The organism is Micromonospora sp. URMC 107 (genome assembly GCF_051386315.1).
Classification (GTDB): Bacteria; Actinomycetota; Actinomycetes; order Mycobacteriales; family Micromonosporaceae; genus Micromonospora.
Map to the genome: position 1 here is coordinate 30,302 of NZ_JBPQTK010000005.1, position 21,372 is coordinate 51,673.

The 21,372-nt window shown below is 73.9% G+C and carries 19 protein-coding genes; 8 read left to right on the forward strand and 11 right to left on the reverse strand.

The window, feature by feature from the left end; genetic code table 11:
* Positions 1 to 29: 29 nt before the first annotated feature.
* Positions 30 to 326, reverse strand: a complete 297-nt coding sequence (locus ACSNN9_RS02000) for an STAS domain-containing protein (RefSeq protein ID WP_436670895.1) — start codon at positions 324 to 326, stop codon at positions 30 to 32.
* On the reverse strand, positions 323 to 448 hold the full coding sequence (locus ACSNN9_RS02005; RefSeq protein ID WP_436670896.1) for a hypothetical protein: 126 nt from the start codon (positions 446 to 448) through the stop codon (positions 323 to 325). Before ACSNN9_RS02005 ends, ACSNN9_RS02000 begins: the two co-directional genes overlap by 4 nt.
* 453 nt (positions 449 to 901) lie before the next feature.
* Here ACSNN9_RS02005 and ACSNN9_RS02010 point away from each other — a divergent pair, with 453 nt between their 5' ends.
* Positions 902 to 1,609, forward strand: coding sequence for a GAF and ANTAR domain-containing protein (locus ACSNN9_RS02010; protein ID WP_436670897.1), 708 nt, complete (start codon positions 902 to 904; stop codon positions 1,607 to 1,609).
* A gap of 36 nt (positions 1,610 to 1,645) precedes the next feature.
* Here the strand turns inward: ACSNN9_RS02010 and ACSNN9_RS02015 are convergent, their stop codons facing one another.
* Positions 1,646 to 2,221, reverse strand: a complete 576-nt coding sequence (locus ACSNN9_RS02015) for a TetR/AcrR family transcriptional regulator (protein ID WP_436670898.1) — start codon at positions 2,219 to 2,221, stop codon at positions 1,646 to 1,648.
* Between the two features lie 116 nt (positions 2,222 to 2,337).
* Here ACSNN9_RS02015 and ACSNN9_RS02020 point away from each other — a divergent pair, with 116 nt between their 5' ends.
* Positions 2,338 to 3,879 carry an MFS transporter gene (locus tag ACSNN9_RS02020; RefSeq protein WP_436670899.1) on the forward strand — a complete coding sequence of 514 codons (1,542 nt, stop codon included), beginning with the start codon at positions 2,338 to 2,340 and terminating at the stop codon, positions 3,877 to 3,879.
* Between the two features lie 281 nt (positions 3,880 to 4,160).
* Positions 4,161 to 5,087, forward strand: coding sequence for a phosphotransferase family protein (locus tag ACSNN9_RS02025; RefSeq protein ID WP_436670900.1), 927 nt, complete (start codon positions 4,161 to 4,163; stop codon positions 5,085 to 5,087).
* A 160-nt stretch (positions 5,088 to 5,247) separates the two neighbouring features.
* Here the strand turns inward: ACSNN9_RS02025 and ACSNN9_RS02030 are convergent, their stop codons facing one another.
* Together ACSNN9_RS02030 and ACSNN9_RS02035 are read right to left on the reverse strand one after the other, a co-directional pair.
* Positions 5,248 to 6,156 carry a hypothetical protein gene (locus ACSNN9_RS02030; protein ID WP_436670901.1) on the reverse strand — a complete coding sequence of 303 codons (909 nt, stop codon included), beginning with the start codon at positions 6,154 to 6,156 and terminating at the stop codon, positions 5,248 to 5,250.
* Between the two features lie 361 nt (positions 6,157 to 6,517).
* A complete protein-coding gene (locus ACSNN9_RS02035; RefSeq protein WP_436670902.1) occupies positions 6,518 to 6,901 on the reverse strand; it encodes an STAS domain-containing protein in 384 nt (127 codons plus the stop codon).
* 412 nt (positions 6,902 to 7,313) lie between these two features.
* On the opposite strand from ACSNN9_RS02035, the gene ACSNN9_RS02040 reads away from it, so the two are divergent.
* Both ACSNN9_RS02040 and ACSNN9_RS02045 read left to right on the forward strand, forming a co-directional pair.
* Positions 7,314 to 7,904, forward strand: a complete 591-nt coding sequence (locus ACSNN9_RS02040) for a hypothetical protein (protein WP_436670903.1) — start codon at positions 7,314 to 7,316, stop codon at positions 7,902 to 7,904.
* Positions 7,905 to 7,916: 12 nt separating this feature from the next.
* Positions 7,917 to 8,189, forward strand: coding sequence for a hypothetical protein (locus ACSNN9_RS02045; RefSeq protein ID WP_436670904.1), 273 nt, complete (start codon positions 7,917 to 7,919; stop codon positions 8,187 to 8,189).
* A gap of 651 nt (positions 8,190 to 8,840) precedes the next feature.
* Here the strand turns inward: ACSNN9_RS02045 and ACSNN9_RS02050 are convergent.
* Positions 8,841 to 9,314: a hypothetical protein gene (locus ACSNN9_RS02050; protein ID WP_436670905.1), complete on the reverse strand. Its 474-nt coding sequence runs from the start codon at positions 9,312 to 9,314 to the stop codon at positions 8,841 to 8,843.
* A 31-nt stretch (positions 9,315 to 9,345) separates the two neighbouring features.
* Between ACSNN9_RS02050 and ACSNN9_RS02055 the strand changes: the two genes are divergently transcribed.
* Positions 9,346 to 9,921 (forward strand): TetR/AcrR family transcriptional regulator, encoded by a 576-nt coding sequence (locus ACSNN9_RS02055; RefSeq protein WP_436670906.1) that lies wholly within the window; start codon positions 9,346 to 9,348, stop codon positions 9,919 to 9,921.
* Positions 9,918 to 11,546 (forward strand): acyl-CoA dehydrogenase family protein, encoded by a 1,629-nt coding sequence (locus ACSNN9_RS02060; protein ID WP_436670907.1) that lies wholly within the window; start codon positions 9,918 to 9,920, stop codon positions 11,544 to 11,546. The genes ACSNN9_RS02055 and ACSNN9_RS02060 overlap by 4 nt, the downstream gene beginning before the upstream one ends.
* 35 nt (positions 11,547 to 11,581) lie before the next feature.
* On the opposite strand, the gene ACSNN9_RS02065 is transcribed toward ACSNN9_RS02060, so the two are convergent.
* The 5 genes from ACSNN9_RS02065 to ACSNN9_RS02085 all read right to left on the reverse strand — a co-directional run bounded on the left by ACSNN9_RS02065 (position 11,582) and on the right by ACSNN9_RS02085 (position 18,281).
* Positions 11,582 to 12,220: a DUF3105 domain-containing protein gene (locus tag ACSNN9_RS02065; RefSeq protein WP_436670908.1), complete on the reverse strand. Its 639-nt coding sequence runs from the start codon at positions 12,218 to 12,220 to the stop codon at positions 11,582 to 11,584.
* A complete protein-coding gene (locus ACSNN9_RS02070; RefSeq protein ID WP_436670909.1) occupies positions 12,213 to 12,782 on the reverse strand; it encodes a flavoprotein in 570 nt (189 codons plus the stop codon). Before ACSNN9_RS02070 ends, ACSNN9_RS02065 begins: the two co-directional genes overlap by 8 nt.
* On the reverse strand, positions 12,779 to 14,989 hold the full coding sequence (locus ACSNN9_RS02075) for a peptidase domain-containing ABC transporter (protein WP_436670910.1): 2,211 nt from the start codon (positions 14,987 to 14,989) through the stop codon (positions 12,779 to 12,781). Before ACSNN9_RS02075 ends, ACSNN9_RS02070 begins: the two co-directional genes overlap by 4 nt.
* Positions 14,986 to 18,018 carry a type 2 lanthipeptide synthetase LanM family protein gene (locus tag ACSNN9_RS02080; RefSeq protein ID WP_436670911.1) on the reverse strand — a complete coding sequence of 1,011 codons (3,033 nt, stop codon included), beginning with the start codon at positions 18,016 to 18,018 and terminating at the stop codon, positions 14,986 to 14,988. Before ACSNN9_RS02080 ends, ACSNN9_RS02075 begins: the two co-directional genes overlap by 4 nt.
* Before the next feature lie 83 nt (positions 18,019 to 18,101).
* Complete coding sequence (locus ACSNN9_RS02085; protein WP_436670912.1) at positions 18,102 to 18,281, reverse strand: mersacidin/lichenicidin family type 2 lantibiotic; 180 nt, start codon at positions 18,279 to 18,281, stop codon at positions 18,102 to 18,104.
* A gap of 361 nt (positions 18,282 to 18,642) precedes the next feature.
* Here ACSNN9_RS02085 and ACSNN9_RS02090 point away from each other — a divergent pair, with 361 nt between their 5' ends.
* Positions 18,643 to 21,240 (forward strand): AAA family ATPase, encoded by a 2,598-nt coding sequence (locus ACSNN9_RS02090; protein ID WP_436670913.1) that lies wholly within the window; start codon positions 18,643 to 18,645, stop codon positions 21,238 to 21,240.
* The last annotated feature ends 132 nt before the right edge of the window (positions 21,241 to 21,372 follow it).

The following is a 21,372-nucleotide window of genomic DNA, read 5'->3' on the forward strand; positions in this document are numbered from 1 at the left end:
CGCGGTGCGCGTCCAGGTAGGTGCGGACGTCAACGTTCACGAATGCCTCCGCCAGGGGTTACGTTTCCGTACGTGGTGCTGCCCGCCACCAGGCCGGGGTGCCGGCGCTGGCCGCCCGCCGCCGGTCGGGGGACGCGCGGCGGCCTCTCGGTGAGCGTGAAGCTCGGCAGCACCCCGGTCGTGGCGAGGATGTAGGTGACGCACGGCGCGGGATCGCGCAGCAGGAACGCGGCTCCCGCGTCGGTGGCGGTCTGCTGGGCCTGGAGCAGCGCGCTCACGCCGTGGGCGCCGAAGAACCGCACCGCGGAGAGGTCGACGGCGATCACGGGCGGGGGAGCTGGCAGACGAACTCCACCAGCTCCGCCAGCAGGTAAGCGTTGCTCATGTCGATCTCACCCGAGACGCTGACCAGCCTCGTCGGGCCGTCGCAGGTCAGGTTCAACGACATGATCGGCTTACCGGTCCCGGTGCGATCCGCTTCGTGGCGAGCCCGACAGCTCCTGCGCGTGCGTGGAAGCCCGTCCGTTGCCATGGCCTCTCCGCTCTCCATCGAACCGGTCCGTCCGCTGCGGCGTGGAGCGCGGCGGAAAACGGCGGGGGAGGGCGCATGTCTTGACCCGTGATGGTCCCTACCCCTGACGCTCCCGCCCACACCTCTGAGGTCACCGAAGGCCGTACGAATTGGCGGCGAGCGATCCGCGCGGCAGGGGGTAGAGTGGCGGTTCTGTAGCCCGCATCCGCATTACCGGTTGTGGCGAACCGGCGCCGAGGACGGCGCGGGTCCCGGCTCCGCGACGGTGGGTCCGTGCAGCGGCCCACCATCGCGGGCTGCCATTCGCACGTACCCCGCCTTCTTTCCCGGTTTCTTGTGGTGGGCCGCGCCGGTTCTGAGGACCAGTCAATGACGCCCACGAATCTCTCTGACGCTGTCGCCGAACTCGGCCGCCTCAAGCTCGGCGAGATCGGCCTCGAGGACCTCCTGCGGCGCGTGGCCCAACTCGCCAAACGTGTTCTGCCCGTCCCGGTGGAGGCGTCGGTCGCGCTGGTGCGCGGCGGAGCGGGTCACACGGCCGCGTACACCGACGACGTCTCCCGGGACCTGGACGAGCGGCAGTACGCGCAGGGAGACGGGCCGTGCCTGGACGCGTCCGCCAGGGGCGCCGTCGTGTCCGTACCCGATCTCGCCGCGGAGGACCGTTGGCCGGACTGGGCCGAACGCGGCCGGAGGGCCGGAGCCGGCAGTTCGGTCTCGATCGGCTTGCCCATCCAGGAGGCGGTCGGCGGAGTGCTCAACGTCTACGCGCCCACCCCGTACGCCTTCGACGACGACGCGGTGGCGGTTCTGGAGGCGTTCGCCGTGTACGCCGCAGTCGCCCTGGCCAACGCGCAGCTCTACGACAGCACCGCGACGCTGGCCCGGCAGATGCTGGAGGCGATGGCGAGCCGGGCGGTCATCGAGCAGGCCAAGGGCATGATCATGGCCGAGCGCCGCTGCACTCCGGAGCAGGCGTTCGCGGTCCTGAGGAAGGCTTCGCAGGACTCCAACCGCAAGGTTCGCGACGTGGCCCAGGCACTGGTCGGCCGGGCGGCCGGCGCACCCACGTCCTGACGCGCCGGGGGCGGCGGCGCGGCCTCCGATACCGGCTCAGTCCGCGTGGACGAGTGGTCCCTCGTCGCGGGACAGCCGGATGAGCAGGTCCCGCAGGCGCCTCGCCTCGTCGGGGTCCGTGCCGCCTCCGTAGAGACCGGCGACGGCGGCCCCGTCCGCGGCGAGGGTGATGAGCCGCACCCGGTCCGGGTCCAGGCCGTCGGCGTCCAGGGCCTCGCTCCAGGTCCGGTTGTCCTCCTGTAGGAACTCGGCCACGGCCGGAACGCCGGCCAGCGTGGCGGCCAGGATGACGTGCTCCGGGACCGTCGACCCGTCGCCCAGCCCGTCGAAGGTCGCCCTGACGTAACCGCGTACCAGCCGGCCCCGGGCGTGGTCGCGCGGATCGACGGCGGCGTGCACGGCGGTGGTGAACTGCTCCGCCAGGTCGCGGGCCAGCTCCAGCAGCAGCTGCTCGCGACTGCGGAAGTGGTGCAGCAGCCCGCCCTTGGAGACCCCGGCGGTGCGGGCGATGAGATCCAGGCTGACGCGCGCACCGTGTGCGACGACAGCGCGGGCGGCGGCATCCAGCACCAGCCGGCGGGTCCTGGCGGTGTCACGTTCGCGAGGCGGCATGCCCGTGTCCTCCGTTCCTGAGCTTTCCGGCCGCGCCGGTGGGGTGTCGGGCGCATCACCACCTTAGCCGACCAAATGGCTTGCACAGCCGACCAGTTGGTCCGTAGCTTGGCGGCATGAGCAATGCGGATCTGGCACCCGACGCTGCCGGCACCACCGCCGCCGGCGGACGCGCCGGATTCCGGCAGTGGGCCGCCCTGGCCGCGTTGACCTTGGCCGTCACACTGCTGGCGGTCGACGGCACCGTGCTGGCGCTGGCCGTGCCCGCACTGGTCGCGGAGCTGCAGCCCACCGCCACGCAGCTGCTGTGGATCGGCGACGCCTACTCCTTCGCCCTCGCCGGCCTGCTGATCAGCATGGGCACGCTGGCCGACCGCATCGGGCGCAAGCGGCTACTGCTGATCGGCGTCGCCGGCTTCGGCGCCGCGTCGCTGCTGGCGGCCTTCGCTCCCAGCGCCGGCTGGCTGATCGCGGCCCGGGTGCTGCTCGGCGTGGCGGGCGCGACGCTCATGCCCTCGACGCTGTCGATCGTGCGCAACATCTTCACCGAGGCACGTCAGCGCACCCGCGCCGTCGCCGTCTGGTCGGCAGGCGCCTCCGGCGGCGCGGCGCTCGGCCCCCTGGTCGGTGGAGCCCTGCTGGAGCACTACTGGTGGGGCTCCGTCTTCGTGATCAACGTCCCGGTCATGCTGCTGGTGCTGGCCGCCGTCGCCGCCCTGGTGCCCGAGTCGCGCGACCCGCGTCCCGGGCGCTTCGACCTGCTCAGCGCCCTGCTGTCGGTGGCGGCGATCGTCGCCCTGGTCTGGGCCGTCAAGCACGCCGCCACCGCCGGCCTCGACCTGGCCGGTGTCGGCGCGGCCGCGGTCGGCCTCGTCGGCGCGGTGCTGTTCGTGCGCCGTCAGCGCCGCCTGGCCGCCCCGCTCGTGGACCTCACGCTGTTCGCCCGTCCGGTCTTCACCGGCACCGTCGTCGCCAGCCTGATCGCCATCTTCGCCTTCAGCGGCCTGCTGTTCTTCTTCTCCCAGTACCTGCAACTCGTCCGCGGCTACTCGCCGCTGCAGGCAGGCCTCCGTGAACTGCCGCTGACCCTGGCCTCCATCGCGGTTGTCGCCATCGCCGCTGCCGTGCTCGCCCGCCTCGGCGTCGGACGCGCGCTCAGCGTCGCGCTGCTGATCGCGGGCGCCGGCATGGTCGTCCTCACGTTCGGCGAGGGCTACGCGGGCTACGCGCCGCTGGCACTGGGCCTGGTCGTCATCGGCCTCGGCGTCGGCCTCGCCTTCACCGCCGCCACCGACGCGGTGCTCGGCGCGGTGCCGAAGGACCGGGCGGGCTCCGCCTCTGCCATCTCCGAGATGGCGTACGAGCTCGGCGTCGCCCTGGGCATCGCGTTGCTCGGCACCCTGCAGACCGTCCTCTACCGCTCGGCCCTGCCCGACCTGTCGACCCTGCCCGGCCCGACCGGCGAGGCGGTGCACGAGTCACTGGCCGCCGCCGACAAGGCGCTCAACGGCGACGGGCAGCAGGGCGTCGAAATCCTGGCCGCCGCCCGCGAGGCCTTCGTCCACGCCATGCAGACGACCTCGCTCATCGCGGCAGCCCTGCTGGTCGCGGCTGGCGTGGTCGCCTGGAAGCTCGTCCCGTCCCCACGCGACTCGTAGCCCGTCGGCGACGGGTTCAGTCCAACCAGTTGAACAGCAGATCTCCGAGCCGACCCCGGCTGGTGGTGGGCGACGTCGCGGCACTCGTCCTCGGCGAGAAGCCGCACGTGACGGTCGTCGAGGGGCTGGGCCGGCTCCGCGGCGGTCGCGACCCGCAACCCCGCCTGGCGGAAGGCGTCGCGCCAGCCACCGTACGGGATAGGGTGTCGTGACGTGCCCCCATCAACGGATGTCAGGACGGACCTCTCCGGGACGTTGCCCGAACCGCCCCGCGGCCGCCGGTGACCGACCTGCGGCAAGCCCACGACGTCGCGCACGCGATCGCCGCCGCGGCCCTGGGCCGCGATCCCGGCCCGATGCGCGCCGCTGACAGCAGCTCCCACCACGTCTACGTCGGCCCGGACGTCGTCGTGAAGATCATCGACGCCGCCGGCCACTCGCGACTGAACCGGGAGATCGCCCTCGCGCCCCACCTGCCCGCCGGCATCACGGCTCCTCTGCTCGACAGCGGGCTCCACCAGCTGGAGACGCGCGAGGTCCGGTACGCCTGCTACGCCCGCGTGCCGGGGGCGGCCCCCGGCATGGGGATGCCCGGTGTGGACGGCGTGACCGCGCGCCGGCTGGCCGAGGGGGCGGTCCAGCGGCTGCACGCACTGCACAGCTGGACGCCTGCGGCCGACGCCCGGCAGACGCTGGCGGAGACGCTCGACCACGGCGGGTTCGTCAGCCAGGCCGCGCTCCGCGCCGAGGTGGAGAACCTCGCCGCCCTGGATCGGGACGGAACCGTGCCTCGCCGGGTGCTCGACGGCCTCGCGGCGATCGCGGAGCGCGCGCCGTCGCACGCGCGCGCGGTCGTCCCGGTCCACGCGGACTGTCACTGGGGGAACTGGCTCGCCCACGATCGACGGGTGACGGCGCTGCTGGACTTCGAGTGGGCTCGCCTCGGTGAGCCGATCGACGACTGGTTCTTCCTGGCCCGGTTCGCCGGCTCACACCTCGAGGCCGTCCTCGACGTCATCGCCGGTGCGACGACGACGTCCTCGGCGACCCTCCGGGCGGAGTGCGAGGTTCGCGAGGCGAGTCATCTCGCCTCGGACCTGCGCATCGCGCTCCAACGCCCCGACGCCCCCGCGCACATGGTCGCCGACACCGTCCGCCACCTCGACGAACTCGTCGTGGGACGCCTCTGGTGGCGCCACACCCCGTGACCGGAACGGTCGGCCGCACCGGAACGGCTGTCGGGCCCCGGCACCTGGTGGTCTTCCCGCGGGTGGCGGGTCGTCGGGGTCGGCTGGGCCGACGGCAGCGAGGGGTTTCCGGCCTGTCGGCCGTAAACCCCTCGCGGTGACCTGTCTCAGAGTGTCGACGTCACGCGTCGAGGGCCGCTCTGCTCCGACGCAGCAGCAGCGAGGCGGTGCCGCCGATGGTCACCATTGCGGCGCCGATGCCGAGCAGCCACCACAGCTGGGTCGTGTCGTCGCCGGTCACGGGGAGGGTGGGGCTGGGGCTGGCCGTCGGCGGCTGGGTCGGGCCGTCCGTGGGGGGCGCGGTCGGCTGGGTCGGTGACGGGGTGGGCTGCGTCGGCGTCGGGGTCGGCGTGGGGCCGAGTGGACGCTCGCAGCGGGCCTCGGCGAGGATGACGGTGCCGACGGGGATGTCCAGCAGCGGCCCGCCGACGACGGTGCCGGTCAACCGGAGGGTCGCCTGCACGGCGATGGCGACGGCGCCGTCGTCGGTGACGGTTTCGACGTTGGTCAGCGTCGCGTTCAGCGCGGCACCGAGCACCCCCGGGACCGTGACGGCGGCGCTGGCGTTGACGCCGGGCGTGTTCGGCACCAGGTTCACCGGTTCGCCGAACAGTTCCAGCCCCGTGAAGGTGGTGTCCGCTGTCTGCGCGCCCGTCTGCGGGCAGTTGACCGCCGCCGTGATCACCTCGGCGTCGACGACGGGGGTCCCGAGGACGGCCAGGGCAAGGTCGGCGATCTCGGCGTTGGCCGACGAGGCCGTCTCGCCCCGGGTGGCGCTCACCTCGACCACCGTGCCCGAGGCCGTCACGCCCAGGCCGCCCGGGATGGTGATCGCCAGCGCGGTGTCGGTGTCCGTGCCACCGCCGGCCGGCGCGGTCGCGCTGCCGATGACCACGTCGGCCGTGATCACCGGAACGCCGGCAACCGCCGCGGACAGGTCGACCACGACGCCCCGGGCGCTGGCATCCCCGGGCGCGGCGAGCGCCGGGGCGGCGCTGGACAGCGCTACGGCACCGACGGCGATCGTCATCGCTCCGGTGGCGGAAATTCGCCGGATAAGTCTCACGTTCTCGCCTCTACTCATTCACGCCCTCCCGCCCATCGAGAAGGCAGGCCGACCTTATCGGCGATTACGGGCATTAACGTATAATTCAGATAAGGTGCGAAATGCTCACGTCGATCGGTGATCGCGGCTGCCGCTCGCCGTGACGCGTGCGTCGACCGGGGTGACGAGCCGTCCTGCGTCACCGATTCCCCGACTGGCCCCCGCCGGGCATTCCGCGACCCGGCGACGGGATTCGCGCTGCGGCAAGGTGCCTCCACGGAGGATCGTGCTCGATCGACCACGACCGTACGCATCCCGTGCCTCGCCTCGCGGCGTCCGCCGTACGTCAGAAGCGGGCCGGCAGCGGCGCTTCCTCCCCGCGGCGCGCCACCGGCCCGAGGCGGGCCCGTGCGGCCCCGGTCGGGGCGGTGTCGAGTTCGAGATGCGGCATCATGCCCGTCACCCCCAGGATGTAGAGCACGCAGGGCGAGGCCCGGTCGACGGTGAGCCGCCCCTTGGCCGACGTGACCAGCTCCTGCGCCCGGAGCAGGGCGCTGATGCCGTGCGCGCCGAAGTAGGTCACCTGCGCGAGGTCGAGCGTGATGGGCGGCACCGGTGGCTGGCAGAGGAACTCCACCAGCTCCACGAGCAGGTGCGCGTTGCTCATGTCGATCTCGCCGGCCACGGTGACCACCTTGGTGGAGCCGTCGCAGCTCAGCGACAACGACATGATGGGGTCACGGAGTTCGGGGCTGGCCCCTGCGCGGGAGCGGGACCGGCTGCGTCCGTCGAGGGGGATGGGAACTGTCGACACGATGCCTCCGCCGCAGACTCGGATTGCCGCCCGCCGCGGGGAACTGCGGCAGGGGCGGTCTGGCGGGCACCCGTCTTGACCCGAACGTGCCCCTACCCTCACACGCCGGCCCTACACCTGACCATCGCCTCCGCCTCCGTCGCCGGCATCCGGTCCGTCCGGGGGCGCGGACGGGCGGTCCGTCGTCCGCCGGGGCGGCCCGGTGCCCGGTAAGGGTGACGATCCCCCGATCCCGTCGAGCGGGGCGAAGAGCCGGGGGAAACTGCTCTGACCGGATGGAAGAAGCGGACGTCGAGCCGCTGCCGCCACCTGACGGAGGAGCATCAGCATGCAGACGACCGCGACCGACAGCCACGCCGTGGCCCAGGCGGTCCACGACGTGGGCTCGGCCCTCTGGTTCGGTGGCACGGTGATGGGCGTCGCCGGGGTCAACAAGTCCGGCAGCGACCTGCAGCAGGGCATCGACCGGATCCGGGTCGCCGAGTCGGCGTGGGGCCGGTTCAGCCCCGTGCAGTGGCTGGGCATCGGCGCCACCATGCTCGCGAGCCTCCAACTGGCCCGTACGGGCGGACGCCGGATGGCGTTGCAGAAGGGCTTCGGCAGGGTGGGTGTGGCCAAGGCGGGCATCACCCTGCTCGGCGCGGCGGCCACCGGTTACGCCGCGTACTGCGGGAAGCGGATCGGTCAGCTGGCCGAGGAGGCGCACCGGCGGGGGGACAGGATCGAGGTGCGGGACGCCACCCTGCCCACCCCGCAGACGCCCCACACGATCGCCACCTGGCAGCGCCGGCAACGGCTCGCGCAGTACGCGGTGCCGGCCCTGGCGGGGGCCAACATCGTCTGCGGCTCGTACCTGGTGCAGTCCTACCGGACGGGCGCCACCGCCAAGGGTGTGCTGCGCCGGCTGCTGCCCGGCTGAGGGAGGGCGACGATGACCGACAGCGAGGATCCGTCGCCCCTGGGTCTGCCGCCCGAAGCTGACGCGGTCGAGCAGCGGCAGCCGTTGCTCGACGAGGGCCAGCCCGACGAGACGCCAAAGGCGCAGCCGCTGAACGCGACGGAGGCCGACCTGGCCGAACAGGGCGCCTCCGTGTCGGGCGAGCACGACCTGCCGGCGGGTGACCTGCCGGCGGACGCCAACCCCGCCGACGCCCTGGAACAACGCCAGCTGGTCGAGCGCGGCGACGAGGACCGCCGGGACTGAGGTGCGCGACGTGCGGGCCGGGGCCCGCGGTCTGCGCTCCGCGGCCGATCGGCGCGATCGGGAAACGCGATCGGGAGACGCGACGGCACGCGCTGCCCGGGAAGGACGAGCCGTCATGGCGAGGGAAAGGCGCGCGTCAGGTGGGCGGTGGCCCGCCGGGTGGCCGCTGCTGGTGGCGGTCCTGGCGGTGGCTGCCGTCTCGGCGTTGCGACGGTGGCCTTCCGACGCCGCTGCCGCCTGGCCGGACGTCCTCGACGGGGCTACGGGCCCCCTGCGTCGGGTGGAGACCGGGCCTGTCGCGGTCGCCGAGCCCGGCGACGCCCGGAGCGCGGCGGATCTCGACGCCCGCTGACCGGCCGGCCTCGCCCGGGGACCGGATCCCTAGCCGCGCTCGTCCCACCGATCGGCGTGGGGGAGGGCGAGCAGCCGTACGAGGTCGCACAGCTCGCCGGACGCGTCGTGGTCCCGCAGCGCCGCCGGCGCGTGCCGCAGCACCCACATCGACAGCGCGAGGCACGACGTGTCCTCCTCGTCGCGCCAGCTCGACCAGGGCAGGCGGTCGCCGCGCAGGTCGAACGTCCACTCGTCGACCGCCGCGACCAGCCGCCGCCGTGCCGTCGGGTCGGCCAGTAGCTCCGCCCAGGTGGTCAGTCACGGGGCGAGCTGCCCGGTGACCTCGGCGACGAAGGCCAGGGCCTCGTGGGCGGGCACCTTCGCCCCGGGGTCGACCAGGGTGTGCTGCCACCAGGCGGCCAGGAACTCCCGTACCGCGTCGCGTTGCGCGGCGGGCCAGTCCTGCCAGCGGCCGGTGACGAACAGATGGGCCAGGCTGTCCATCCCCGAGATGAACGCCACCTCGCCCGCCGCGAGGCGTCGGGTCACCGGGGGCAGGATGCGGCGCAGCAGCGGCCCCGGGTAGCGCCAGTCCGCGGTCCAGTACGTGCGGCGGAGCAGATCCTCGTCGAGCGGCGCGTCGGGGGTCTTGAGCAGTGCCAGCTCCTCGGCGCTGCCCCAGTGGCACCCGCAGTTGGACTCCCGCCGGTGGGCGGTCATGCCCCGGAAGGTGGCGGCCACGCCCGCCAGCCCGGCGGGGTCCTTGCCGTCAAGGATTGAATGGTGGTTCAATCCTTGCGTGGTCTACCGGAGCACCGATCGCGTGAAGGCTCGGCTGAGCGCGTCCCGGGAGCGGATCATCGCCGCCGCGCTGGAGATCATGGCCGAGCACGGCTACGCCGGCTGCTCGGTGGCCGCCGTCGCCGAGCGGGCCGGGCTGGCGACTGGCAGCGTCTACCGGCACTTCCCCACCAAGGCCGACCTGGTCGCCGAGGTGTTCCGCACGGCCTCGCGGCGCGAGGTGGACGCGGTGGCCCGCGCGGCGGCGCTGGAGTCCACCGTCGCCGCACGGGTGTCCACCATCGTCGAGACGTTCGCCGGCCGGGCGCTGCGGTCCCCACGACTGGCGTACGCGTTGCTCGCCGAGCCGGCCGACCCGGCGGTCGACGCCGAGCGGCTCGTCTTCCGCCGGGCGTACGCCGAGCTGATCGCCGGTCACGTCGCCCAGGGGGTGGCGAGCGGCGAGCTTCCCCCGCAGGATCCCGAGCTGACCGCCACCGCGTTGGTCGGCGCCCTGGCCGAGGCCATGGTCGGTCCGCTGGCGGCCGGCGTCGCCGGGCCGCGCACCATCGAGCACCTGATCACGTTCCTCCACCGCGCGCTGGGAGTGTCGCCGTGACGACGCACGAGGTCTTCAACCAGGTTCCCCCGCTGGTCGGTCACGACGCGGCCGACGACCCGGCGCTGCTCGACGGGCTCGAACGCGAGGGCGCCGGCTGGGCCGCCGCGGAGCTGCACGAGCTCGGCCGGCTGGGCGGCGGGGAGCAGGCGATCGAGTACGGGCGGCTGGCCAACGAACACCCGCCGGTCCTGCGCACCCACGACCGGCACGGCCACCGGATCGACGAGGTGGAGTTCCACCCGGCCTGGCACGAGCTGATGCGTACCGCGGTCACCCACGGCCTGCACGCCGCACCGTGGGCGGACGACCGGCCCGGCGCGCACGTGGCCCGCGCGGCCAAGTTCTACACCTGGCGCCCCGACGCCGGCCACGGCTGCCCGATCTCGATGACCTACGCCGCCGTGCCGGCGCTGCGGCACGCCCCGGAGCTGGCCGCGCGGTACGAGCCGCTGCTCACCGCCACGACGTACGACTTCGGGCTGCGGGCGCCGCTGGCCAAGCGGGGACTGCTGGCCGGCATGTCGATGACGGAGAAGCAGGGCGGCTCGGACGTACGCGCCAACACCACCACCGCGCACCCCGAGCCGGACGGCACCTACCGGCTCCTCGGGCACAAGTGGTTCACGTCGGCGCCGATGTGCGACGTCTTCCTCACCCTCGCCCAGGCGCCGGGCGGGCTCACCTGCTTCCTCGTCCCGCGCGTCCTGCCGGACGGCACGCGCAACGCGATGCGGCTGATGCGCCTCAAGGACAAGCTCGGCAACCGCTCCAACGCCTCGGCGGAGGTCGAGTACGAGCACGCGGTCGCCTGGCGGGTCGGGGACGAGGGCCGCGGCGTGCGCACCATCATCGACATGGTCAACCTCACTCGCCTCGACTGCGTCATCGGCGCGGCGGCCGGGATGCGCCAGGGCGTGATCACCGCCGCCCACCACGTCACCCACCGGGGGGCCTTCGGCCGGTACCTCGTCGAGGCGCCCCTGATGCGCAACGTGCTCGCCGACCTCGCGGTCGAGAGCGAGGCCGCCACCGTCCTGATGACGCGGCTCGCCGGGGCCACCGACCGGTCCGCGCGCGGCGACGCCGGCGAGACCGCGTTCAAGCGCCTCGCCCTCGCCGTCGGCAAGTACTGGGTCTGCAAGCGCTGGCCGGCGCACGCCGCCGAGGCCCTGGAATGCCTGGGCGGCAACGGCTACGTCGAGGAGTCGGGCATGCCGAGGCTGTTCCGCGAGTCCCCGCTGAACTCGATCTGGGAGGGCTCCGGCAACGTCGCCGCGCTGGACGTGCTGCGCGCCCTCGCCAGGGAACCGCAGGTCATGGAGGCGTTCCGGGCCGAGGTCGACGCCGCCGCCGGCACCGACGCCCGACTCGACGCCGCCGTACGCCAGGTGCGGGCCGACCTGTCCGACCACGACGACGTCGAACTGCGCGCCCGCCGCGTCGTCGAACGGCTCGCCCTGGTCCTGCAGGGCTCGCTGCTGGTGCGGCACGGCCACCCCGCCGTCGCCGACGCCTTCTGCGCCTCCCGGCTCGGCGGCGACCACGGCCAGGCGTACGGCACGCTGCCCCGCGGCGTCGACTTCGCCGCGATCATCTCCCGCGCCGTACCCAAGGTGGGCTGACCGGGTCGGGCCTGCGCGGCGGGGGACAGCAGCCGTCACGCCCCCTCCGGTTCGGGCGAGTCGGTCGACGGGTGGGCGGCGAGGAAGCGCTCGATGACGGCGCCGCTGACCGATCCGCACAGCAGGCGGTAGCCGGCGGTGGCGCCCCAGCGGCTGATGCCGACGCGACGCCCCGGCGGGAACCGGCCGTAGGACTCGTCCCACGGCGCGGCGACGAACTTGGCGGTCCGCTCGTCAACCCCGAGCCTGGCGGCCAGGCGGCGAAGGGCCTCCACCTGCGACGCCGGCAGGTCGTCCGAGTACCACACCACCGTGTAGCCGTGCTCCAGGTTGTGCACCAGGACCTCCACCGGGGGACGGTCGTCGGCCAGGTAGAACCGGCGCATCGGCGCGGGCAGTTCGTAGTGCGGCCCGGACGACGGCGGCACGGTCAGGTAGGCGACGCGCGCTCCCCGCCCGACGTGGACTCCCTTCCCCGACACCGGGTCGGTCAGCTCCGGATCGCAGCCGGCCGCCGCCTCGGCCACCCCGAACGATGCGATCGGCGCGGGCGGAGCCAGCCGCTGCCGCGCGATCGGCACCGCCACCCAGCCGGTCAGGCCGACGCCCAGCAGCGCCATCAGACCCGCCACCCACCGCGTCGCCCGCGCCTCGCGTCCGATCGGGTCAGCCATCGGAGGCCGCCGACCCCAGGTGGCCCACCGCCCACTCCAGCACCGACTCGATGTTGGGCACCCCGATGCCCGTGGCCGTGCCGGAGCTGAGCGCGATGACCCGCGAGGGCGGTACCACGCCGTACCCGTCCGCGCGCAGCTGCGCGACGTTCCGCTGCACGGCGGGCTTCTCCCACATCCGCACGTTCATCGCGGGGACGAACACCACGGGCGCGGCGGAGGCCAGCACGCACGCGGTGACCAGGTTGTCCGCCATGCCCAGCGCCGCCTTGGCCAGGGTGTTGGCGGTGGCGGGCAGCACGAGCACGAGCTGCGCCCACTCGGTCAGGTCCAGGTGGGGGACCCCGGGCTGCCCCTGGGCCTCCTCGACGGCCACCGGGTGACCGGTGACCGCCGCCAGCGCCGTGGGGGTCACGAACGTGGCGGCGGCCCCGGTCATCACCACCCTCACGTCGAGGCCGAGCGCGTGTCTCATCGCCAGCAGCGACTGCGGCAGCGACATGGCGCCGCTCGATCCGCAGGCGGCGACGAGGACCCGCTCGAACGGCAGACTGATGCTCATCGGTGGCTCCCTCCGGCAATGACCGGCTCGTGGTCTACGGGTGCGTTGGCGTGGCTGTCGAGCTGCGCGCGGACCATCCCCGCGTACCTGCCGCCGAGCGCCAGCAACTCGTCGTGGCTGCCGCGCTCGGCGACCGTGCCGCCGTCCAGCACGAGGATCTCGTCGGCGTGGCGCACCGTGCTCAGCCGGTGCGCGACGATGATCTGGGTGCAGCGCAGCGCCGAGACGGCCTGGCTCACCCGGCGTTCGGTGGCCACGTCCAAGTGGCTGGTCGCCTCGTCCAGCAGCAGGATCACCGGCTCGCCGGCGAGCGCCCGCGCGATGGAGAGGCGTTGCCGCTGCCCGCCCGAGAGCGCCTGGCCGCGCTCGGCCACGCGGGTGTCGTAGCGCAGCGGCATGGCCTCGACGTCGGCGTCGATGGCGGCCAGCCGGGCGACCCGCCGCACGTCCGCCAGCGGCAGGTCCGGCCGGGCGAGGGCGATGTTGCGCCGGATCGAGTCCCGGAACAGGTAGCTCTCCTGGAACACCACGCCGAACTGGCGGCGCAGGGCGTCCGGGGCGATGCGTTCCAGCGGCACCCCGTCGAAGTGGATCTGGCCGCCGCTGGGTCGGTAGAGCCCGGTCAGCAGCATCGCCAGGGTGCTCTTGCCGCTGCCGGAGGCGCCGACGACGGCCACCGTCCGGCCGGGCTCGACGGTGAACGAGACGTCCCGCAGGACGTACGGGCCCGTGCCGTCGTACCGGAAGCTGAGCCCGCGCACCTCGACCTTCCCGCGCAGCGTCGGCGACAGCAGTTGCGACGCGTCCTCGATCTCGGGCCGGGCGGAGAACACGTCGCGCAGCCGCTGCACGGTCGAGGCGACCGACTGGAGCACCTGCGCGCTGGCGACCAGCGAACCCAGCGGGGCGATCACGGCCAGCGCCAGCATCTGCAGGCCCATCGCGTCGCCCAGGCTCATGCCGTCGGCGAAGATCCGGTACATGCCCAGCCAGAGCAGGGCCAGCGGCCCCACGAGCCGTACGGTCGCCGCCACGTTGTCGACGGTCGACGACAGCCGGCTCCGCGCGCGGTCCACCGCGAGCGCCGCCGAGTAGCGGCCCAGCCAGTGGTCGTACACGTGCTTCTCGGCGCCCATCGACTTGATGGTGGCGATGCCCGACAGCGCCTCGATGAGCACGCTCTCCGCCTCGGCCTGCACGGTGAGCTGGCGGTGGTTCAGGTGCAGCAGCCGACGGTTGACGGCCGCGACCGCGCAGACCTGGACCAGGCCGATCCCCAGCGCCACCAGGGCGAACCCGGTGTCGGCGGCGAGCAGCACCGCGAAGTACCCGAGCACCAGCGCGCCGTCGATGGCGGCGGTCAGCACCTGGGTCGTCACGACCTCCCGCAGCAGCACGCTGCTCGCCAGCCGCTGCATCAGGTCGCCGCTGGAGCGCTGCTGGAAGAAGCGGAACGGCAGGCTCATCAGGTGGGCGAACAGCCGGGTCATCAGCTCGCGGTCCACCCGAGACTGGAGATTGACCAGCAGCATCGAACGCAGGTGCGCCAGCCCGAACTGGGTCAGGGCCAGGGCCAGCACGGCCAGACCGAGGTAGGGCAGCAGCGCGGTCTCCCGCGCCGGCAGGATCGCGTCGAGGGCGGTCGACATGGCCAGCGGCAGGGCGAGCCCGAGCAGTTGCAGGACCACGGAGACGGACAGGACGGTCCCCAGCGCCGGCAGGAACCCGCGCGCCAGCCGGTAGCCGCGGCGCAGCCACGGCGTGCGGGAGCCCTCGGCGCGCCTGGTCCGGCCGGCTGCCGTCGCGCGACCGGTGAACACCAGCACGGTGCCGGTGAGGAACTCGGCCGCCTCGGCGAACGGGACCGTCCGGCGGCCCAGGGCGGGGTCCACCATCGAGAACCCGTGCCTGGTCAGGCGCTCCACGACGACGAAGTGCGAACCCTCCCAGTGCGCGATCAGCGGCATCGGCAGCGCCGCGAGGTCCTCCGGGGCCGCCCGGTAGGCGCTCGCCCGCAGCCCCATCTCCGTGGCCGCGTCCAGCAGGGCCCGCGCGCTGACCCCGTCGCGGCCCACGCCGAGGTGGTCGCGGCACTGCGCGAGTGACGCCCGGACGCCCGCGTGGCGCAGGATCATCGCGAGGCAGGCGGCGCCGCAGTCGGCGTCGGTCATCTGCAGCACGATGGGCACCCGGTCGCGCCGCCTCACGGGGTGCCCGCCAGGGTCAGCAGGGACGGGACGCGGTCCGGCTCCGCCAGCCGCATCAGCTGGTACCCGATCCCGGCCAGCCCGGTCATCAGCTCCGGCGAGTCGAGCCCGGCCGGGTTGGCGCAGCGCCACCCGTGGGCTTCCACGTCGCGCAGCACGCCGTCGAGGACCGCGCCGATCGCCGCCGGGTCCGCCCCGGCGAGCAGGGGCAGGTCGAGGTTGCCGAGATCGCCGTGGCACAGGGAGTGGTTGCGTCCGAAGCCGTGCGTGAACGTGGTGCGCAGCGCCACCCCGATCTCGGCGTCGAGGCCGCCGAGCAGCGGTAGCGGGCGGCGGGACAGCGCCTGCCGGATCCGCACCCGCGACAGCCCGATCCCGGGCGCGCCGTGGCACCAGGCGTTACTGAGCAGACCGGGTCGGCGCAGGTCAGCCCAGTTGCCCGAGGTCGGGTCGAACAGCGAGCGGTCGAACTTCAGCGCGGACCGTCCCGCGTCGGCGTAGCCGTCCTCGCCGGTGACGCTCCACAGCTCGAACAGCGCCGCCGCCACCCCTGCGGCCCCGTGGGACAGGCCGCCCAGCCCGAGCGCGGTCGGGCCCGCCGCGACGAGACGGTCGCCGAGGCGACGCGCCAGGTCGACCGTGCGCTGCGGCTCCGCGCCGCACGCCAGCACCGCGAGCACCGCGCCGGCCAGCCCGTCGACCACGTCGACGTCGCCGGCACCGTCGGCGAGCGCCTCCAGTCGGCTGAGCGCCAGGTCCAGGCCGGAGCGGACGACCGGGTCGTCGCCCCACAGGGCGGCCAGGTGACCGTACGCGTAGCACGGGCCGCCCCAACCGTTGAACGCGCCGACGCTGGTCGTGGGGAATCCGTCGGCGCGCAGGCGGTCGCCCAGCCGGCGGGCGATCCTGGCGGCCAGGTCGGTGAAGTCCTCGTCCCCGGTGGTCTCCCCGAGGTAACCGTAGAAGAGGGCCAGACCCGACAGGCCGTCGTAGAGACCTGCCCCCATCGGGACCGGCGCCCAGCGGGCCCCCGCGGCGGGGCCGAAGGTGAACCAGGTCCCGCCGTGCGCCATCGCCGCGACCCGTTCGCCGATCTCGGCGGCGTGCGCCAGCAACGGTCGGAACGCGGACGCCTCGGCCGGCACCGGTCCGGGACGCCAGCGCACCTCGGCGTGCGGGGCGTCGGGCATCTCGACCAGCGACGCGAACGTGGTGCGGATGAGCCAGACCTGGCGCTCCCGGTCGGTCTCGCCGAGGCCGGCGATGCGACGCAGTGCCTCGTCCAGCGCCGAACGGGCCAGGGCGCCGGGTAGCGGTGGGCCGTGGCCGGTCCACAACTCGTGCGAGCCGACCCGGGTGGTGAACAGCGGCGTGTCCCCGACGGCCAGGTCGGCGCGCTCGGCGGCGATGGTGGTGGCCAGGATCGGCAGGTCCTCCACGCCGACCCAGAGCCAGTCCAGCAGCCGGTCCCGGTCAAGCGCGTCGCGCAGGTGATCGGTGTGCAGCAGCGCCTCCTGGAGGCGGGTGTACGTGCGCGTCGGGCGCAGGACCACCCGGATCTCGTCGCCGGCGAAGGCGCGCAACCGGTCGGCCAGCACCCCGGCGTGGCCGTGCAGCAGGTCGTACGTGTGGCGGAAGCCGGCGACGACGTCGGCCTCGTGCGCGCGCAAATCGGCGGGGCGGACGCCCTCGGCGGCGGCGGGACTCCCGTGCCCGACGTGCACGCCTGGGACGTGTAGCTGCATCTCGTCGGTGCCCGCGCCGAGCCACTCGGCGCAGTTGCAGGTCGTCGCCTCGTCGGCCGGTTGCTCGGCCGACGGCAGCAGGCCGACGGCGAGCACGGAGGCGGCGATGGTCTCCCCGGCGTCGGCGTGCCGGGATCCGCGCGTCAGCGCCGGGGTGAACAGGGTCTCCAGGTCGACGAGCACCGGCGTGTCGCCGGCGCTCACCACGTTGTGGGCGTGGCAGTCGCTGGCGCCCAGCGTGTGGAGCAAAGCGAGCAGGCTGCCGTAGCGGCGGGCGTAGCGGGAGATGGACGTCGGTTCGGCGGCGGGGACGAACTCCGCCCAGCCGTAGCCATCCCGCGTCACCAGCGTGAGGGTGCGCAGGCCCAGGCCGGCGTCCTGCCCGTTGAGCCAGCCCAGCAGCAGCTGGAAGCGGGCGTCCACGCCGAGGTCGCGGGGCTTGTAGACCACACGCGACCCGTCGTCGAAGCTGATGAGACACACCCTGCGACCGCCCCGGTGCGGGTCACCGGCGGGCGTGAGCGCGGTGAGCCGCGCGCCCGGATCCACGCCGAAGGCCGCAGCGATGGCGGCCCGGTCGGCGTGCAGCCGCCGCAGGAAGTCGACGGTGGACGACGTCCAGGCATCGACGACGGCCAGGAGTTGGCGGGCCAGCACGGGGTACTCGGCGAGGAAGCCCGCCGCGGCCGACGGTTCCGCCATGCCGGCGAAGAAGGCGGCGAACCGCTGCGCCGGCGTCCGCCCGGTCAGCTCGCCGCGCACGCGGGCGACGTTCAGCTCCAGCACGGCCGCGCGGCTGAACAGCCTGACCAGCTCGTCCAGCAGCTCGGCGAGGCCGAGCGTGTCGACGGTTTCCGGGTCGAAAGGGATGGTGGGGCCGGCCAGTTCCGCCGCGACCTCGCGGACCCGGCGGCGGGCGTCGGCGAGGATCGGGGCGGCGATGATCAGCGCGTCGTCGAGCGGCCGTCCCGGCAGCCGCCCGGGGCACCAGTCCTCCGCGCCCGGCCCCGAGTACAGGCGCTGCAAGCGGCGCGACCATTCCGGGGGCTGCGTGATCCGTGCCGCGATCCGCGCGGCCGGCTCGTCCAGCAGCCGCAGCAGGACGTCCTCGTCGCACGCGTCGGCGGCGAGGCGGCGTTGCCACGCTCCGGCCGTGGCGAAGGCCTGCGATTCACGCCACCGGGAGAGCCGCCAGCGCGCACGGTCGGAGACGGGGTACGAGCCGGTCCCGTCCACCGGGACGCGCTCGGTGAGCGAGAGGGCGGGTAGGAACCCAACAGTCATCGCCGATCCTCGGGTGAGGGCGGTGGGCCGGAGCCCGGCCGGTGGCCGGGCTCCGGCGCAGTCGCCGTGATGGACAGGTCTGGTCAGCAGGGCGAGAGGCAGTGGCAGCACGCCGAGGTGTGCCCGTCGATCGGCGCCATGCCCCCGGCGACCGTCTCCAGCTCCTCGCGGCTCAGCTCGACCAGCCCGACGGGGTGGTCCGGCGAGGCCTCGCCGCGGTAGTACTCGTCCTTCCAGGCGCGGACGACATCGGTGATCGACATCTGGTTCCTCCTTGGTCGCGACCGGCGGCGGGGTGCCGCGGTCCGTCCCTTCGAGACTCGCCGGGCCGCCGCCCCGCGGCGTGAGTAGCCCGTACTCCAACGCAGTCGCGAAACAGTCACCGGCGGGTGCGCTCTGCGATGTGGGCGACGGTGTCTGAAAGTTGACGCCACAGGGGGCCGCTTCTGTTGAAAATTAGCTACATGCGCAGGTCGGCATGCGTACATGGATGCGGTGAGGGCTACTCAGGGCCGGCGGAATTCCGTACTCAGAGCCCGGGTTGCCCTACCGTCATCCCCGCCGACAACCTCGCGCGCCGCTGACAGCGTCTGTCACGGCAGACCGTCTCGTGGGAGGGAACCGTTGTCCACACCATGGCCACTCGTCGGGCGGCGGCGAGAGTTCGACCGGCTGACCGACAGCCTGACCAGCAACGTGACGCGGTGCACCCTCATCACCGGGGAGGCCGGGATCGGCAAGAGCCGCCTGGCCACGGAGGTGCTGGGGGAGGCGGCGCGGTGCGGCTTCCTGGCGTTGCGCGTGACCGCGACGCCGGGTTGGCAGAGCGTCCCCTTCGGGGCACTCGCCCAGCTCATCGCCCAGCCGGTGGGCCCCTCGGTCGCCGAGGCCTTCCGCGATGTCGCCGCCCGGCTGCGCGCCATCGCCGCGGACCGGCCCGTCCTCGTCGTCGTCGACGACGTGAACTGGCTCGACGACGCGTCGTCGGCACTGCTCGAACGACTCGTGGCCGGCGACGCGGTGCGGGTCCTCGCCACCGCCCGCAGCGAGGCGGTCGCCAGCCCGGCCGTCACCGCCCTGCGCCGCCTCGGTCCCGTCGAGCGGGTGGAGCTGACGGCGATGAGCCAGGAGGAGACGGCCGACCTGATCCAGGCCATGCTCGGCGGGTCCACCGACGGCCTGACCCTCGCCACCGTCTGGCGGGCGGTGCGCGGCAACCCCCTGTTCCTGCGGGAGATGCTGCGCGGCGGGCGGCAGACCGGCGCCCTCGCCCAGCGGCGCGGCGTATGGACGTGGCGCGGTACCTCGCTGGAACACCCGCACCTGAGCGACCTCATCGCCGAGACGCTCGACCTGCTCGGCCCCGACGAGATCGAAGCGTTGCAGTACGTCGCGCACGGCGAGCCCGCGCCGCTGCCCGTCATCGAGCGACTCGTCCCGGCACAGGTCGCCGAGCGGCTGGAGGAGCGGGGACTCATCGAGCTGACCACCGGGGAGCAGCGCGGCCTGGTCCGGGTGGCGCACCCGCTCTACGCCGAGGCGGCCCGCGCGAGCACCGGCGCGCTCCGCACCCGCCGCATCCTCCGCGAGCTGGCGGACGCCCTGGACGCCACCTCGCCGGCGCAGTACGAGGACCACCTGCGCGTGGTGTCGTGGCGCTGCGAAGCCGACCTCGCGGTCGACGACGCGGACCTGCTGGCCGCCTCCGAGTCGGCGCTGCTGCGGCGCGGGGCCCGCCTCGCCGAGCGACTCGCCCGGCGGGTCGTCTCACCCAGGGGCGCACGCCAGCTCGGCCGCGCCCTGGTCGCGCAGGGGCGCGGCGAGGAGGCCGACGAATACCTGCGCAGGGCGTACGAGTCGCTCAACGACCCGCGCGACCGTGCCGAGACGGCGGCGCTGCGGGCGGTGAACCTGTTCTGGGGGCTGCGCCGCCCCGCCGACGCCAGCACCGTGCTCGCCGACGCGGCAGCGGCACTGCCCGCCGCCGTCCACGACGGGCTGCTGACCGCGGTCGCCGCGATGGCCGTCTTCGACGGTCGGATAGCCGAGGGGCGCGCCGCCGTCACCCGCCTCGGCCAGCACCCGCCTCGCGACCCGTTGCTGGGTATGGCGGGCACCCCGCTCCTGCCGTACCTGCTGGTCTTCTCCGGGGAACCGGCCCGCGCCGCGGCGATGTTCGACGGTGACGAGGTCACCTTCCCGCAGGCCTGGCCCACCATGCGCGCCGCCACCCAGGCTCTGCACGTGCAGGCGCTGGTGATGTCCGGCAGCCTGACGCAGGCGACGGAGTCGGCGGAGGCCTACTACCTGGACGCGGTCGACCGGGGTTCGTCCGACGGCGTCGCCCTGCTCGCCCTGATGGTCGGCAGCTGCCGCTACCACCGGGGGCGCCTGCGGGACGCGCTGCGCTGGCTGCGCGAGGCCCGCGCCCTCGTCGACGGACAGACGCTGTTTCCCATCCGTGGCTACGTCCTGTCGGTGGGCGCGTGGTTCGCCGCGCAGGCCGGTGAGGCGCGCGACGTCAGGGAGGTGCGTGACGAGTTGGGTGGGCAGTTTCCCGTGCACAGCGGGCCCGCCGACTTCTGGGGCCTGGCCGAAGCCTGGACACACGTCTCCGAAGGGCGGCTCGCCGTCGCGGCCGGGCAGCTCACCGCGCTGGCCGCGCAGGCCCGCGAGAACGGCGTGCTCACCATCGCCGCGCAGGCCCTGCACCTGCTGTCCCGGGTGTCGCCGTCGACCTCGGCCGCCTCGGAACTCCGGCAGGTCGCCGACGCCTGCGATAGCCCGCTCTTCCATCTCCACGCCGACCTGGCCACGGCGCTGGCCCGATCGGACCCCGACGCGCTGGAACGGCTGGCGGCGACGTTCGAGGAGCGGAGTTACACCACCCTGGAGTTGGAGGCGACCATCGCCGCCGGCACGGCCCGGCGCGGGCGCGGCAACCACCGCGCCGCCAACGCCCACGCCGCGCGTGCCGAGAAGCTACGGAGGCACTGCGACGAGTACTGGCCGGTCTGGTCCGGGCAGGTCGAGTGCGCGCCGACCCCGTTGACCGGCCGGGAACGCGAGATCTGCGAACTGGCCGCCACCGGGCTGGACAACACCGCGATCGCCCACCGGCTGCGCCTGTCGGTGCGCACGGTGGAGAACCACCTCCAGCGCTCCTACCACAAGCTCGGCGTGCGCAGCCGCCTCGAACTCGCCGGCTCGTTCCCGGGATAGCCGCGCCGCCATTTTCTGCCGGTCGGAAATGGGACGCCGACCGTCGGTGCCGGTCGTTAGTCTGCCTGCGGACACTGCTCAGTACTGACAGGTCGAGGCACGGTTCGACGCCGGCCACAACGGGGATTTCAG

Bases quoted from the DNA above. Each gene is read 5' to 3' on its own strand.
- ACSNN9_RS02005 (WP_436670896.1), bottom strand. From the start codon at position 448: ATGTCGTTGAACCTGACCTGCGACGGCCCGACGAGGCTGGTCAGCGTC.
- ACSNN9_RS02010 (WP_436670897.1), top strand. From the start codon at position 902: ATGACGCCCACGAATCTCTCTGACGCTGTCGCCGAACTCGGCCGCCTC.
- ACSNN9_RS02015 (WP_436670898.1), bottom strand. From the start codon at position 2,221: ATGCCGCCTCGCGAACGTGACACCGCCAGGACCCGCCGGCTGGTGCTG.
- ACSNN9_RS02020 (WP_436670899.1), top strand. From the start codon at position 2,338: ATGAGCAATGCGGATCTGGCACCCGACGCTGCCGGCACCACCGCCGCC.
- ACSNN9_RS02030 (WP_436670901.1), bottom strand. From the start codon at position 6,156: ATGACGATCGCCGTCGGTGCCGTAGCGCTGTCCAGCGCCGCCCCGGCG.
- ACSNN9_RS02035 (WP_436670902.1), bottom strand. From the start codon at position 6,901: ATGTCGTTGTCGCTGAGCTGCGACGGCTCCACCAAGGTGGTCACCGTG.
- ACSNN9_RS02040 (WP_436670903.1), top strand. From the start codon at position 7,314: ATGCAGACGACCGCGACCGACAGCCACGCCGTGGCCCAGGCGGTCCAC.
- ACSNN9_RS02045 (WP_436670904.1), top strand. From the start codon at position 7,917: ATGACCGACAGCGAGGATCCGTCGCCCCTGGGTCTGCCGCCCGAAGCT.
- ACSNN9_RS02065 (WP_436670908.1), bottom strand. From the start codon at position 12,220: ATGGCTGACCCGATCGGACGCGAGGCGCGGGCGACGCGGTGGGTGGCG.
- ACSNN9_RS02070 (WP_436670909.1), bottom strand. From the start codon at position 12,782: ATGAGCATCAGTCTGCCGTTCGAGCGGGTCCTCGTCGCCGCCTGCGGA.
- ACSNN9_RS02080 (WP_436670911.1), bottom strand. From the start codon at position 18,018: ATGACTGTTGGGTTCCTACCCGCCCTCTCGCTCACCGAGCGCGTCCCG.
- ACSNN9_RS02085 (WP_436670912.1), bottom strand. From the start codon at position 18,281: ATGTCGATCACCGATGTCGTCCGCGCCTGGAAGGACGAGTACTACCGC.